This window comes from Castellaniella sp. (assembly GCF_034675845.1).
GTDB lineage: Bacteria > Pseudomonadota > Gammaproteobacteria > Burkholderiales > Burkholderiaceae_B > Castellaniella.
The window spans coordinates 1,061,486-1,075,153 of record NZ_JAUCCU010000001.1 but is presented as its reverse complement, the minus strand read 5'-3'; the positions used below and the strand labels follow the sequence as shown (position 1 = coordinate 1,075,153).

Sequence of the window (13,668 nt, the reverse complement as noted above, 5' to 3'; positions counted from 1 at the left end):
AATAAACCACAACAGTCGTTGAATATCCTGGCAGGGCGTGTCCCTGCCAAGTGTTATTGCCGACAGGAGAATTCCCCCATGACCGCTACTCATCAGGAAACTGCATTGGCGTGTATTGAACAGCACGCGATTTTTGGCGGCCGCCAGGAAGTCTGGCAGCATGCGTCCGCCGCGCTGGGCTGCGACATGCGCTTCGGCATTTATCTGCCCGCCGCCGCCGTGCGCGGCGAACCGTGTCCTGTGTTGTACTGGCTATCTGGCTTGACCTGTACCGAGCAGAACTTCATCACCAAGGCGGGTGCCCAGGCCTATGCCGCCTTGCATAACCTGATTCTGGTGGCGCCGGACACCAGCCCCCGGGGCGATGTCGTCGCCAATGACTCAGCCTACGATCTAGGGCAGGGGGCGGGCTTTTACCTGAACGCCACCCAGGCGCCCTGGGCAGATCATTACCGTATGCAGGACTATGTGGCGGACGAGCTTCCCGACCTGATCGAACAGCATTTTCCGGCGACGTCAGCCCGCGCCATCAGCGGGCACTCCATGGGCGGACACGGGGCGCTGGTGACTGCCTTGCGCCATCCGGGCCGTTATCACAGCGTATCGGCGTTTTCGCCTATTGTGGCGCCTACCCAGGCCCCTTGGGGGCAAAAGGCATTCACCGCCTACTTGGGCGATGATCCCCTGGCCTGGGCCCAGTGGGATGCTGTGGAATTGATCCGCACGGCGACAAAACGCCTGCCGATTCTGGTGGATCAGGGGCTGGACGACGAGTTTCTGGATAGCCAGTTGCGCCCGGACCTGCTAGAGGCCGCCTGCCGCGAGGCCGGTCACCCCCTGACGCTGCGCCGTCAGGCGGGATACGACCACAGCTACTATTTCATCGCCAGCTTCATCGGTGATCACATCGCCCACCACGCGGCAGCCCTGAAGCCGGTCTGATTATTTGCGCCAGTAGTTGTTCGCAGCCGCCACCGTCTGGAAATTGATGGCAACCACTTGCGACACCGCAATCAAGCTGTCTGCATCATGCGAATATTCTGGCCGCTGTTTTTTGCGGACTTCCGGGTCGGTCTGGACCGTGCTGACCCCTTTTTGAGACAGCTTGACCGCCAATGCGAAGCCTGCCTCCGGGGTCTCCGTGATCAGCGTGGTCAGACCAGCGGGCTTCTTGGCCTCGGTCTTGTTTTCCGCCGAGGCGATATTGATACAGCCCAAGGTAAGGGCGGCAATTATCAGCGGTGCGGCCAGCAGGTACTTATGTCGGTTGATATAGGCCTGTATGGTTGTGTTGGTCATGAGAGTCTCCGGAAGGGTTGCTTGCAGCCCGCCCTGTGATGGAACCCAGGGCACCATGAGCCCTGGGGTAGGTGTTTCCTCAGGGACTGAAGCCATCCTAACAGGCGTGCGGAGAGATATGGTCTGAACCTATGTTCAGAATAGGGTTCTGCTTGGGTTTGGATGTTCAGGTGCTAATCGACGTTCCACGTAAGCGCACGAACCTCTTTCTCAATCTTCGGGTGAAGGGTAATTACTCTTTCATCATTCATGTTGAAGACCCGCCCATAGGCGTTGCCGCTGTTCGTCAGCAGGCTTGCTACCGCGCCGTCTGGATTCCTTGACTGCGTGTATCTAGCAACTTGTTTGACTAGGTTACTGCGGCTGATCCCATCGGGTGATTGAACGACGAGAGCAATAATTTTGTGCACGTTCAAAGCTGGTTTGTGAGACCAGTTGACAATCCGGTCTCTGAGTTCTCGATGATTTTCGTGAGTCGGCTGCCTGCTTGTGGATCGTGAGGGCGCAGAGGCCATACGGGGTTCCCTCACCTTTACGGTGTCTGGTTGCGGCTCCCGCCATTTTGAGGGATAGAAGTCGGGTTTCACGGGCCTCGTCACCTCTTCTGGATACCATCCATACAGCTCAAACGCTCGATACTGGAGCGCCATCTGCACCTCGATCACGTGGTCGGACAGACTAGCCAATGTGCCGTTTAACAGCCTCAGCCAGTAACTCTGATGCGATTATTTGGATTTCCACGATGCTCCTCTCTTGGCGGATGTTCAAAATGACATGCGTAATACAGCTTCATCGTAGTATGTCATATGATGAGTTCAGGATTTTCCCGCGAGCAGCGAATGATTCTTGATAAGGGCTTATAGTCATGTATATCTATTCCATGATATACAAGGCTATATACTGTTAGATATTGCTAGAAAGTGCTTTTGTAGAGGAAGTGTAAGGCACCCGGTTTTCAGTTTTGGCCTTGCCCAAACCGTTTCCAATCAAACGCCAACCCCGGATCAGTCTTCCTACCCGGCGCAATATGCTCGTGCCCCTGCACGGCACGGATCGGATGCCGCACCCGGATCGCCGCCGCCAGCGCACCTAATCGCGCATATTGCGCATCCGTGTACGCCAAGGTATCCGTGCCTTCCAGCTCGATGCCGATGGAAAAATCATTGCACCGTTCGCGGCCTTCAAAGGACGATATGCCCGCATGCCAGGCCCGTAGCAGCGTCGGCACGAACTGCACGATCACGCCATCGCGGCGAATCAGGAAATGGGCGGATACCCGCAGGTCGCGGATGTTCTCAAACCAGGGGTCGGCGCTAAGGTCCAATCGATTCTGAAAGAAATCGATGATGGCATCCCCCTGGAACACGCCGGGGGGCAGGCTGATGTTGTGTATCACCAGCAGATAGGGGTCTTCGCTGTTTGGCCGCTGGTCGTGGTTGGGGGATGGGTGATGCAGTACCCCGGCTTGCAGGGGCAGCCAGCCGTCTGGCTGGATCGTCAGATCAAAGGCGGCGTCTGCTGGATTATCGGCAAACGGCTCCGCCGCTGTCATCTTCTCAGCCCCAGCCGCGCATGATCTGCGCTGCACCAGGTTTTTCCCTGGCTCATGTAGGCCTCGGATCTGGGCAGGAAAATCTGGCAATGGGCGCAGCGCACCATGGCCTCTGCCGCGTCGCGGGCAACGGCTTCCTGGCGTCGGTTGGCTGCCTGACGGGCCTGGGCCTTTTGGTGGCTGAGTACGCGTGAAACAATCAGGACGGCCAAAATAATGATCGCCCACAGCAGAAATTTACCCAAGTGTGCCTCTTTGGAGGATGACTTCCAGAACAAAACGGCTGCCTGTATAGGACAGCAGTAAAAATGCGAAGCCGGTCAGTGTCCAGCGCAAGGCGGTGCGCCCGCGCCAGCCCTGGATACGTCGACCGGCCAACAGAATACCGAAAATCGCCCAGGACAATAGCGTGAAGACGGTCTTATGATCCATGGGCAATGCCTGCCCGCTGATGCGTAGCGAGACAAAAATTCCTGTGATGACAGTCAGCGTCAGCACCAGAAAACCAATGCCGATCAGGCGGAACAGCAGTTGTTCCAAGGTCAGCAGCGGCGGCATGGCGTCCATGCTGCGCCCCAGCAGGCCTTGCTGGGCCTCGGTCTCGATGGGGCGATGCAGGTGTCGGTCCAATACCGTCATCAGCATGGCATGCAGGGCCGCCACGGTCATCAGGCCGTAGGCCATCATGGCGATCAACAAATGGATGCGCAGCCAGTCGTTGTTGGCGTGCGGCACCAGGTGGCCGGATGGAAAGAGGGCGGCCAACAGGCTGATCAGGGCGGCAGCCGGCAGCAGGATCAGCAGCAGGCTATCCAGGCGCCGCAGCAGATTCTCGGCCCAGAAGACCAGCATGCCCAGCCACATGGCAGTGGACAGGGCCAAGGCCCAGCCTAGAAACAGGCCTGTGGGGACGATAATGGCTGTGGCCAGGGCGATACCCTGCAAGGCGATGGCGCCCAGCAGGCAGCTGCGGCCAATGGCGCTGCTGGGACGCACCGCCTGGGTGTGTATGATTGGGCGCCATAGCGCCAAGCCCAGCACGGCATAAGCCAGCGCGGCAAGCAAGTGAAATACAATGCTGACTGACATAGTCCTGTCGGTGTCCGGCGCACGGTGTGCGCCCCAAAAACTTCCATTTTATGCGCTGCCCGGCAGATCAACCAGTTTTACGGAAAATCCCCCATGCTTGATAACCTGACTTCTCGTCTGTCACGCATCGTCAAGACGATGCGCGGCGAGGCGCGCCTGACCGAGGCCAACACGCAGGAAATGCTGCGCGAGGTGCGTCTGGCCTTGCTGGAGGCCGACGTTGCCTTGCCCGTGGTGCGTGAATTCGTGGCTCGGGTGAAGACCGCAGCCCTGGGTCAGGATGTTGCCGACAGCCTGAATCCCGGCCAGGCCTTGGTGGGGTTGGTGCATAAGGAACTGACCAGCCTGATGGGTGGCGACCTGGGCCCAGAGGCCGGCGAGCTGTCCTTGGCTGCCCAGCCCCCAGCCGTCATTTTGATGGCGGGCCTGCAAGGCGCGGGGAAAACCACCACCACCGGTAAATTGGCCAAATGGCTGGCCGAGGGCAATCATGTCCAGCATGGCCGCAAGACCAGCCGCAAAAAAGTCCTGGTGGTCAGTGCCGACGTCTACCGCCCGGCGGCCATCGAGCAGTTGAAAACCGTGGCGGCTCAGGTCGGGGTGGATTTCCTGCCGACCACCACAGAGCAAAAGCCTCAGGATATTGCCCGTGACGCGCTGGATCACGCCAAACGTCATCATTATGATGTGCTGATCGTCGATACGGCGGGTCGCCTGGGGATCGATCAGGCCATGATGGACGAGATCCGCACTCTGCATCAGTTGTTGAATCCCATCGAGACGCTGTTCGTGGTCGATGCCATGCAGGGTCAGGATGCGGTCAATGTCGCCCGTGCGTTTTCCGATGCCTTGCCCCTGACCGGGGTGGTCATGACGAAGCTCGATGGCGATGCCCGGGGTGGTGCGGCCCTGTCGGTGCGCCAGATCACCGGCAAGCCCCTGAAGTTCGTCGGGGTTTCTGAAAAACTGGATGGCCTGGAGCCTTTTCACCCCGAGCGCATGGCCCAGCGGATTCTGGGCATGGGCGATATTATTTCGCTGGTCGAGCAGGCTCAGAAAAATATCGATGTCGCCGAGGCGCAAAAGCTTGCAGCCCGCCTGAAATCCGGCGACCGATTCGACTTGAACGATTTTCGCGATCAGTTGCAACAGGTCAAAAAACTAGGCGATATGGGGTCTTTGCTGGAAAAGCTGCCTGCTCAGTTTGCCCAGGCGGCGTCCCAGGTGCAGGGCGGTCAGGCTGAAAAGCAGCTGGCCCGCACCGAAGGCATCCTTAATTCCATGACCCCCCAGGAACGCGCCAAACCCGATCTGATCAAGGCTTCGCGCAAGCGCCGCATTGCGGCGGGCTCCGGCGTGCCGGTTCAGGAGGTCAACCGCCTGCTCAAGCAATTCGAGCAGATGCAGGGGATGATGAAGCAAATGAAAAAAGGCGGCATGGCGAAAATGATGCGCGCCATGGGGGGCATGAAAGGGCTGGCCGGGTTGGGGCGCGGCGGGTTGAAGTAACGCAAGCAGCAGTCCGCAGGGGCTTGTTTTGGATTGTGGCATCTCTCCACGGCGCGGCCTGCAGGCCGCTTCGATTCGATAGGCACGGCATAGTCCGCAGGGGACTATGCCGTGTCCAATCTCGCCCACCTCGCGCCTTGCAAGGCGCTCCGATAAATCCGGACATATGACAGCCCGCAGGGGCTGTCATATGTCCGGATTTATCCACCCCCCACGGCGATGACTATTTCCAGGTGGTCTTGGTCGGCCAGTTGGGTGGTGGCGTGTTGGCTGCGGGGCACGATGTCGCCGTTGCGTTCTACGGCGATGCGCTTGTCCTGATAGCCCAGGTGGGTGATCAAGTCCTGTACTGTTTGCACATTGTCCAGGGTCGTGGCTTGGCCATTCAAATGGATGCTCAGGCTCATGATGGATCTCGCTTAGGCAAAATGGTCGGTAGCGGCCAATAGCTGCTTCAGGATGCCGGGTTCATCGAAGGCGTGGCCCGCATCGGGGATCATATGGAATTCGGCCTGGGGCCAGGCGCGGTGCAGTTCCCAGGCGGATTTTGCCGGGGTGCAGGCGTCATAGCGGCCTTGTACGATCACGCCGGGAATATTGGCCAGTTTGTGGGCGTCGCGTAACAGCTGGCCTTCTTCCATGAAGCCTTTGTTCACGAAATAATGGTTTTCGATGCGGGCAAAGGCCAGGGCGGCTTGGTCGGCTGCATGGGCTTGGATGTGCTGGGGGTTGGGCAGCAGGCTGATGGTGTGGCTTTCCCATTGGGTCCAGGCATGGGCGGCCTGTAGCTGGACCTGGGGATCGTCGCCGGTCAGTCGGCGGTGGTAGGCGGCGATCAGATCGTGGCGCTCGGCTTCTGGGATCGGGGCCAGGTAGCCTTCCCAGATATCGGGAAACAGCCATGACGCGCCTTCTTGGTAGAACCAGCGTAATTCGGCCTGGCGCAGCAGAAAAATACCGCGCACAATCAAGGCGCGTACCCGGGCTGGATGGGTTTGCGCATAGGCCAGCGCCAGGGTGGACCCCCAGGATCCGCCAAATACCACCAACTGATCGGCCTGCAGCACTTCGGTGCGCAGGCGCTCAATATCGGCGACCAGGTCCCAGGTCGTATTGTGTTCCAGATAGGCCGATGGGGTGGAACGGCCACAGCCGCGTTGATCAAACAGCAGGACGTTGTAGCGGCTGGGATCGAATACCCGCCGGTGTGCCGTAGAGCATCCGGCGCCTGGCCCGCCATGCAGGAATACGGCAGGCGTGCCTTGAGGATTACCGCATAATTCCCAGTACACACGGTGGCCCTGGCCGGCATCCAGGTAGCCCTGGGCGTATGGTTGGATTTCTGGATACATCAATCTGCCTTTGTGTCATGAGCGTCGTCCCCCTGGGGGCGACGCGTGAAGATCAGGTCCCAGACCCCGTGCCCCAGGCGCAGGCCCCGGTTTTCGAACTTGGTCAGGGGACGATAGTCCGGACGAGGGGCATAATCCGTGCAGGTGTTCTGCAGTCCGGGTTCTGCCGACAATACCTCCAGCATTTGCTGGGCATAGTGTTCCCAGTCTGTCGCGCAGTGGATATAAGCACCGGGCGCCAGCCGGCTGGCCAGCAACTGGATGAATGCGGGTTGGATCAGGCGGCGCTTATGGTGGCGGTTCTTGGGCCAGGGGTCAGGGAAATAAATATGCGCACCCGCCAAGGTGTTTGGCGCGATCATGTCGCGCAGCACTTCGACGGCGTCGTGCTGAATGATGCGGATATTGTCCAGTTCGTGTTCGTGAATACGCTTCAGCAGGGCACCCACCCCGGCGTTAAAGACCTCTACCCCCAGGAAATTATCGTCAGGCCGGGCCTGAGCAATTTGCTGGGTGGTCTCGCCCATGCCAAAGCCGATCTCCAGAATCGTAGGCGCTTGGCGGCCAAAAGCGGCCTCCAGGTCCAGCAGATGATTCTGATAGGTGATCGCCCAGCGGGGCAGCCAACTGGCAATGGCTTGTTCCTGGCTGGGAGTGATGTGGGCGCGGCGATGGACAAAGCTGCGGATGTGCGTGCTGCCGGAAGGCTCTTGCGCCGTGACAATGGGTGGGGGGGGCTTAGGCTGATTCAAAATAAGGTAAACTACAGGGCTTCAAGGATGTCTGTGGTATCTGATTTTACCCATAAATCCTTACACATCAGTTCATTGCGCTGATGCGGGTGTAGTTTAATGGTAAAACTCTAGCTTCCCAAGCTCGCGTCGTGGGTTCGATTCCCATCACCCGCTCCAGGATTCAAGAAAAGCTCAGACCCCATCAGGCCTGGGCTTTTCTTTTTTGGCGCTGTCACGCCAATGTGTTTGCCGCCGACGCCACCGCAACCCCGGGGATGCGGTGGCGGGCGATGGCCTCGGCGACGAATCCGCTTGCCTTGGCGTCTTCCAGAAAGCGGGACAGCAGTGCCGCCACGCGCGGCCCTCGGTTGTGAGACACCCCCATTGCCTGGCGGATCAGCATGAAATGGCCGGGCAACAGGCGCAAGCCGCCCAGGCGCTGCGCGTCTGCTTCCAACTGCTGGCGCACGCCGGCGGCGACATCGGCGCCCGATTGCAGAAAGGTATCGACCACCGCAGGTGAGGTTGCAGCGCGGGCAATGGTGGCTTGCTTCAGTTCGCGCGTCAGGAACAAATCATAGGCGCTGCCTTGCCCGACCACGACGGTGTGCGTGGGTTGATCGACTTCGGCGATATCCTGGATGGGCGATGCTTCGGCCACCAGATAGCTGCCTTCGATCAGCACATAGGGGGCGGTGAACGCAATATCCTGGCCGCGTTTTGGGTCGATGGCGAAAAACCCGAAGTCTGCGGCACCATTCTTCACCCCCTGGACGGAGTCGCGTGCCGTGGCGTAGATCACGAGTTCCAGGGCAAGCCCGGCTTGTTGTGCCAGGTGCTGCGCCAGGTCCACGGAAACCCCGGATGCGCCGACCGGCGCCGGTTCACGGCGCGCCAGGACGGCATTGCCCGTGTTGATGGCGGCCCGCAAAATGCCGTTGGGTGCCAGTTCGCGTGCTTCGATTTCGGTGATGTGCATCGTGTGCCTCTTGTTGTGTTCAGTAGTCAGGTGTCAGAACGCCGGATGAATGCTGAGAGCCAGCATGGATGACAGCTGACACAGCGGCCTGCCGGATTCCTGCTGCAAGGCGTTGAAAGTGTTTTGCACAGTTTGCAGGTCGCGCTGGCTGGTGGGTGTACGGGCAATAATGCCTGCAGTCACCAGGCGCTCTACCACGTGGCTGGTCAGGAAAAAAGTATCCTTGCCCGCCAGGCGCAGAAATCCAGCCGCCGAACGCCCTCCCAGGCGGGCGCCGCGCTGGCCCAGCAGACGCCACAGGCCAATCGTATCTGTATCAGGCCAGTTGGCGATAAAGGCCCCGAAGCTGCCTCGATCTTGGCGGATATCCAGAATGAAGCGGGCGTTTTTAGGGATGCTTTGCAGCTTGACCAGATGGCGGATGATGCGTGGGTCCTGCATGTGTTGCTGGATGTCCTCGTCATCCAGCAACACCATGGCCTCCGGCTGGAAACCTGAAAAAGCTTCCTCGAAGGCAGGCCATTTGGCCTCGACGACGGTGTGCTGCATGCCTGCTTGAAATACCCTTAGTGTCATGGCAGACAGATAGCGGTCATCCGTTTTGTGTTGCAGCTGTTCCGCCGTCAGCACCTGGGGCAGAAAGGATTCCATGGCCTGTTCGGAATCAAAACGCTTGCGCACGGTGTCATACAGCCATTGATAAGTCAGATCCATATTCTCTTTGCCCTGATTTTTCTTGCCGGTCGCGTGCCGGGGCCTGTCTTGGCCCAGGTACGTGGGCCCATTGAATGCAATATACTGATTTTCTGCCTGCTTTTCTCAATTCGCGGTTTGGCTGCATGCAGGATGTTCATGCCAGGTCGTTCGTCGGTTTTTGATGTCTTATTCCATGAAAAAAATCCTTGTTGTCAGTGCCTTGTCCTTGTTGCTGGGGGCTTGCGCCCAGATTGCCCCTGTTTCTTCTTCTGCCCCAGGCACTGCCGTCATGACCAGCCCTAGTCTGAATGCCACCACTTTGTCAGCCTATCACTGGTATCTGGTCAAGGCCGAAGACGCTCGAGGGCGGGATATTCCCGCCTTGCAGACTGGCGTGAATGCCGCGCTGTATCTGGCATTTTCCGATCAGTCCATTTCTGTCCGGGGGGGCTGTAATACCCAGTTCGGCGGCTACGTCCTGAAAGCGGGTGCTTTGCAGCTCAAGGGCCTGGCCTCGACCATGATGGCTTGTGACTCAGCGCTGATGGAGCTGGACCAGGCCGTGGCGCTGCACCTGAAGGGCGATCTGGCAGCCGGCCTGCTGGGCGACGCCCGGACGCCGGTGCTGGTGCTGACCACGGCGGGTGGCGATGTGCTGACCCTGGAAGGCAAGCCTGCCTCGGTCAAATAAAACCGGGGCGGCTGATCGCCACCCCGTCCCATGATGCATGGGTCAGATACTGACCTTTGGGTGTCGCAGCAGCCGCAGCCCATTGGCCACCACCAGCAGGCTGGCCCCCACGTCGGCAAAGACCGCCATCCACATGGTGCCCAGGCCGATCACGGTCAGGATCAGAAAGACCGCCTTGATGATCAGGGCCAGGGCAATGTTCTGCAGCAAAATCCGGTGCGTGGCGCGCGACAGGCCGATGAACCAGGGGATTTTTCGCAGGTCATCATCCATCAGGGCCACATCTGCGGTTTCAATGGCGGCGTCGGTGCCCATGGCGCCCATGGCAAAGCCGATATTCGCCCGTGCCAGCGCGGGGGCATCGTTGATGCCGTCGCCCACCATGCCCACGACCGTGTCATTGGCCGTCAGCTGGGCAATTGTCTGTAGCTTGTCCTCGGGCAGCAGATTGCCTTCGGCGCGGTCTATGCCCACCTGCGCGGCGATGGCAGCCACCGTATGGGGGTTGTCGCCCGACAAGATAATGGTGCGCACGCCCTGATTATGCAATGCCTGGATGGCGGCGGCGCTCTCGGGCTTGACCGTATCGGCCACGGCGTACAGAGCCAGCACTTGCTGTTCGTCGGTCAGCATCACCACGGTCTTGCCTTGTCGCTCCAGGGTCTCCAGTTGGGATTCCAGCGCGGGGGAACACAGGCCTTGTTCGTGAATCAGGCGATGATTGCCCAATTGATAGCGGGTATCGCCCAACCAGCCCTGAGTGCCGCGCCCGAGCAGGACCTCAAAGTCTCTGATCTGTTCTTGTTGTGTAACGTGGGCATCGTCGACGGGGTCGCCGGTCAAAGCCGTGAGGCCCTGGGCCACCGCCCGCGAAACCGGATGATCCGAGTGACTGGCCAGGCGGGTGGCCAGGGCGTGAATAGCCTCAGGGTTCTGAGCATTCAGGATGATTTGATCGGTCAGGACAGGACGCCCGTGCGTGACGGTGCCGGTCTTGTCCAGCGCAAGCCAGCGCAACAATCGGCCTTGCTCCAGGTGCGCCCCGCCTTTGACCAGCACCCCGTGCCGGGCGGCGGCAGCCAGGCCGCTGACGATGGTCACCGGTGTGGAGATCACCAGGGCGCAGGGGCAGGCAATCACCAGCAGCACCAGGGCCTTGTAGATCCACTCGTACCAACCACCCAGGCCGAACAAGGGTGGCGCAACGGCGATGATCAGGGCCAGCAGCACGACCAGCGGTGTGTATACACGGGCAAAGCGATCAACGAAACGCTGCGTGGGTGCGCGGGCGGACTGCGCTGATTCGATGGCGCGAATGATGCGCGCCAGCGTGGATTCGCCTGCCGCACTGGTGACTTCGTATTCCAGCGTGCCAGCGCCGTTGATGGTGCCGGCATAGACCGGGTCGCCGGGGGTCTTGTCGATGGGCAGGCTTTCGCCGGTGATGGGCGATTGGTCGATGGTGGACCGGCCTGCCAGGATTTCCCCATCCAGGGCGATGCGTTCACCTGGTCGGGCGCGCACCAAGGCACCCACCGCCACGCGGGTGGCGGGCATCTCCAGCCATTGCCCATCGCTCTGGCGTACGCTGGCCTGGTCCGGGGTCAACTGCATCAGGCCCTGGATGGCATTGCGGGCGCGGTCCAGGGATAAGGCCTCGATGCGTTCGGCCAGTTCATACAGCACCATCACCATGGCGGCTTCGGCCCATTGGCCCAGCAGCAGGGCGCCGGTGACGGCAATGCTCATCAGGGCATTGATGTTCAGCTGTCCATGGCGGATTGCGGTCCAGCCCTTGCGGTAAGTGCCCAGGCCAGCGCCCAGCACCGCCAGGGCTGCCAGGGTGGCAGGGATGAACCAGGGGGTATCCAGCCAGTGTGCGGCTTCTGCCAGCAGGGCGGCCACCCCGGCGGCAATCAGCGGCCACCAGGGTTTTGGGGGGGGCTGGACGGGGGCGGCCTCATCGGTGGCCTGTTCGGGCGTAAAGCCCAGATTGCGGATCGCTTGCAAAATCGCATCCAAGGCGTCCGGCGCGTGAACAACCGTCAGCACGCGTTGCATCAGGTTGAATTCCAGGGTTTTTACCTGAGGCAGACGCCCCAGTGCCTGCTTGATCAGCTCGGCCTCGGTGGGGCAGTCCATTTGCAGGATGCGCAACTGGGTGCGCAGGTTTTCCCCCGAAACCGTAGTCGAGGCCAGTGCAGTAGGTGATGAGGTGGCATCGGCAGGCTTGCTGCTGTGACAGCAGTGCGCGTGTTCAGTATGTTCTTCGTGCTGATGAGGCATGGTGATCATCCATCAGGTGTTCTATGATGATGACAGTAGAAACCTTGTAGCTGCTTCAAGGTCAAGCCTTGATTCACAGGAAGAATCTGATGAAAATCGGCGAACTGGCCCGCGCGGCCCACTGCTCCACAGAAACTATCCGGTTCTATGAAAAAACCGGCTTGCTGCCCGCCCCTGGGCGCACAGACAGTAATTACCGACACTATGGCCCGGCCCACCTGGAACGCCTGCGTTTTATCCGCAACTGCCGAACCCTGGACATGGCCCACGACGAAATCCGCGCCCTGCTGGCCATGGTCGACCATCCCGCCCGGGATTGCGGCAACATCAACCACCTGCTGGACGAGCATATCGCCCATGTGCAGGTGCGCTTGCAGGAACTTCAGGACTTACGCCGCCAGTTGATCGGCCTGCGCGAACAGTGTCCGGCTGAACAGGCGGTGGATGACTGCGGGATTGTGCGGGGCCTCAGCCAGATGGAAACGGCTGAAAAACCGTTGCACAGCACGCATCTTTAGCCATCACACCGGATCAAAGTGCGTCATCACATCCAGCACCGGCAGGTCGGCCATGACCCGTTCACGGGCGTCCACCGCAATCGCGTGACCGGCTTCAATCGTTAGCTGGCCATCCATTTCGATATCCACTTCTACCCAGATCATGTCGCCCATCTTGCGGGTGCGCAGATCGTGGATGCCGCGCACGCCCGGCGTGCCCAGAAGGCGCTCGCGGATGGCTTGTTCGGTATCGCTGTCGGCGGCCCGGTCCACCAGGTCATTAAAGGCCTGCCAGGAAAACTTCCAGCCCATGCGGGTAATCATCAGGCCCACGATCAGGGCTGCCAGGGGGTCTGCCAAGGGCAGCCCGGCCAGGTTGGCGCCGATCCCCAGGGCCACGACTAGGGATGACGCTGCATCTGATCGGGCGTGCCAGGCATTGGCCACTAGCATGGTGGAGCGCACACGCCGGGCGACGCGCAGCATATATCGAAACAAGAGCTCTTTGGACAATATGGCCAGCAGCGCGACCAAAAGCGCAATGGGGTGCACCACGGGGATAAGTTCAGGCGCCTGCAGGCGTTCGAAGCTGCGCCACAGCATGCCCAGACCCACCGCGATCAGGATCAGGCCGATCCCCAGGGTGGCGGCATTTTCAAAGCGCAGGTGGCCATAAGGATGGCCGGCATCCGGGGCCTTGGCGCTGTGCTTGTTGGCAAACAGTACGATGCCGTCGGACACCAGGTCGGACAGCGAGTGGATGGCGTCAGCCACCAGGGCTTGGGACTGGGCAAATACGCCGATCACCAGTTGGACAGCGGTCAGGATCAGGTTGACCCAGACACTGACCCAGGTGCTGCGTTTGGCGGCTTGCTGGCGTTCGGGGGTCTCAGGGGGATGGTTCGATGGGGAAGACATACGCGTCAGTATACGGGCGTCTCTCTGAAATCCGTGCAGTACACTGACAGGCTTATCGGACATACA

The 13,668-nt window shown here is 60.1% G+C and carries 15 protein-coding genes and 1 tRNA gene; 5 read left to right on the top strand and 11 right to left on the bottom strand.

Annotation, left to right across the window (positions count from 1 at the left end):
• Window positions 1–78 precede the first annotated feature (78 nt).
• On the top strand, window positions 79–942 hold the full coding sequence (gene fghA / locus VDP81_RS05190) for an S-formylglutathione hydrolase (RefSeq protein ID WP_416233209.1): 864 nt from the start codon (window positions 79–81) through the stop codon (window positions 940–942).
• Here fghA and VDP81_RS05185 read toward each other — a convergent pair whose 3' ends face one another.
• The 4 genes from VDP81_RS05185 to VDP81_RS05170 all read right to left on the bottom strand — a co-directional run bounded on the left by VDP81_RS05185 (window position 943) and on the right by VDP81_RS05170 (window position 3,940).
• The gene (locus VDP81_RS05185) at window positions 943–1,299 is read right to left on the bottom strand and encodes a hexameric tyrosine-coordinated heme protein (RefSeq protein ID WP_323011736.1); all 357 of its coding nucleotides are present in this window, start codon (window positions 1,297–1,299) and stop codon (window positions 943–945) included.
• 955 nt (window positions 1,300–2,254) lie between these two features.
• Window positions 2,255–2,851 (bottom strand): 1,6-anhydro-N-acetylmuramyl-L-alanine amidase AmpD, encoded by a 597-nt coding sequence (gene ampD / locus VDP81_RS05180; RefSeq protein ID WP_323011735.1) that lies wholly within the window; start codon window positions 2,849–2,851, stop codon window positions 2,255–2,257.
• On the bottom strand, window positions 2,848–3,096 hold the full coding sequence (locus VDP81_RS05175) for a PP0621 family protein (RefSeq protein WP_322996714.1): 249 nt from the start codon (window positions 3,094–3,096) through the stop codon (window positions 2,848–2,850). The genes ampD and VDP81_RS05175 overlap by 4 nt, the downstream gene beginning before the upstream one ends.
• Window positions 3,089–3,940 carry a cytochrome C assembly family protein gene (locus VDP81_RS05170; RefSeq protein ID WP_322996715.1) on the bottom strand — a complete coding sequence of 284 codons (852 nt, stop codon included), beginning with the start codon at window positions 3,938–3,940 and terminating at the stop codon, window positions 3,089–3,091. The genes VDP81_RS05175 and VDP81_RS05170 overlap by 8 nt, the downstream gene beginning before the upstream one ends.
• Window positions 3,941–4,033: 93 nt before the next feature.
• Here VDP81_RS05170 and ffh point away from each other — a divergent pair, with 93 nt between their 5' ends.
• On the top strand, window positions 4,034–5,449 hold the full coding sequence (ffh, locus tag VDP81_RS05165) for a signal recognition particle protein (RefSeq protein WP_323011734.1): 1,416 nt from the start codon (window positions 4,034–4,036) through the stop codon (window positions 5,447–5,449).
• A 200-nt stretch (window positions 5,450–5,649) separates the two neighbouring features.
• On the opposite strand, the gene thiS is transcribed toward ffh, so the two are convergent.
• From thiS to trmB, 3 genes are read right to left on the bottom strand one after another with little or no spacing between them, the layout of a single operon-like run.
• On the bottom strand, window positions 5,650–5,850 hold the full coding sequence (gene thiS / locus VDP81_RS05160; RefSeq protein WP_323012393.1) for a sulfur carrier protein ThiS: 201 nt from the start codon (window positions 5,848–5,850) through the stop codon (window positions 5,650–5,652).
• An 18-nt stretch (window positions 5,851–5,868) separates the two neighbouring features.
• Window positions 5,869–6,804: a prolyl aminopeptidase gene (pip, locus tag VDP81_RS05155; protein WP_323011733.1), complete on the bottom strand. Its 936-nt coding sequence runs from the start codon at window positions 6,802–6,804 to the stop codon at window positions 5,869–5,871.
• Complete coding sequence (gene trmB / locus VDP81_RS05150; protein WP_323011732.1) at window positions 6,801–7,553, bottom strand: tRNA (guanosine(46)-N7)-methyltransferase TrmB; 753 nt, start codon at window positions 7,551–7,553, stop codon at window positions 6,801–6,803. The genes pip and trmB overlap by 4 nt, the downstream gene beginning before the upstream one ends.
• Before the next feature lie 85 nt (window positions 7,554–7,638).
• On the opposite strand from trmB, the gene VDP81_RS05145 reads away from it, so the two are divergent.
• Window positions 7,639–7,712: transfer RNA gene (locus VDP81_RS05145), tRNA-Gly, on the top strand.
• A 55-nt stretch (window positions 7,713–7,767) separates the two neighbouring features.
• On the opposite strand, the gene VDP81_RS05140 is transcribed toward VDP81_RS05145, so the two are convergent.
• Entirely contained in the window at window positions 7,768–8,514 is a 747-nt protein-coding gene (locus VDP81_RS05140; protein WP_323011731.1) for a transporter substrate-binding domain-containing protein, read from the bottom strand.
• Between the two features lie 33 nt (window positions 8,515–8,547).
• Window positions 8,548–9,228, bottom strand: a complete 681-nt coding sequence (locus VDP81_RS05135) for a DNA-3-methyladenine glycosylase I (protein WP_323011730.1) — start codon at window positions 9,226–9,228, stop codon at window positions 8,548–8,550.
• 175 nt (window positions 9,229–9,403) lie between these two features.
• On the opposite strand from VDP81_RS05135, the gene VDP81_RS05130 reads away from it, so the two are divergent.
• A complete protein-coding gene (locus VDP81_RS05130; RefSeq protein ID WP_323011729.1) occupies window positions 9,404–9,901 on the top strand; it encodes an META domain-containing protein in 498 nt (165 codons plus the stop codon).
• A 42-nt stretch (window positions 9,902–9,943) separates the two neighbouring features.
• On the opposite strand, the gene VDP81_RS05125 is transcribed toward VDP81_RS05130, so the two are convergent.
• Window positions 9,944–12,187: a heavy metal translocating P-type ATPase gene (locus VDP81_RS05125; protein ID WP_323011728.1), complete on the bottom strand. Its 2,244-nt coding sequence runs from the start codon at window positions 12,185–12,187 to the stop codon at window positions 9,944–9,946.
• An 89-nt stretch (window positions 12,188–12,276) separates the two neighbouring features.
• Between VDP81_RS05125 and cadR the strand changes: the two genes are divergently transcribed.
• Window positions 12,277–12,705 carry a Cd(II)/Pb(II)-responsive transcriptional regulator gene (gene cadR / locus VDP81_RS05120; RefSeq protein WP_322996724.1) on the top strand — a complete coding sequence of 143 codons (429 nt, stop codon included), beginning with the start codon at window positions 12,277–12,279 and terminating at the stop codon, window positions 12,703–12,705.
• 3 nt (window positions 12,706–12,708) lie between these two features.
• Here the strand turns inward: cadR and VDP81_RS05115 are convergent, their stop codons facing one another.
• Complete coding sequence (locus tag VDP81_RS05115; protein WP_323011727.1) at window positions 12,709–13,602, bottom strand: cation diffusion facilitator family transporter; 894 nt, start codon at window positions 13,600–13,602, stop codon at window positions 12,709–12,711.
• Window positions 13,603–13,668: the final 66 nt, after the last annotated feature.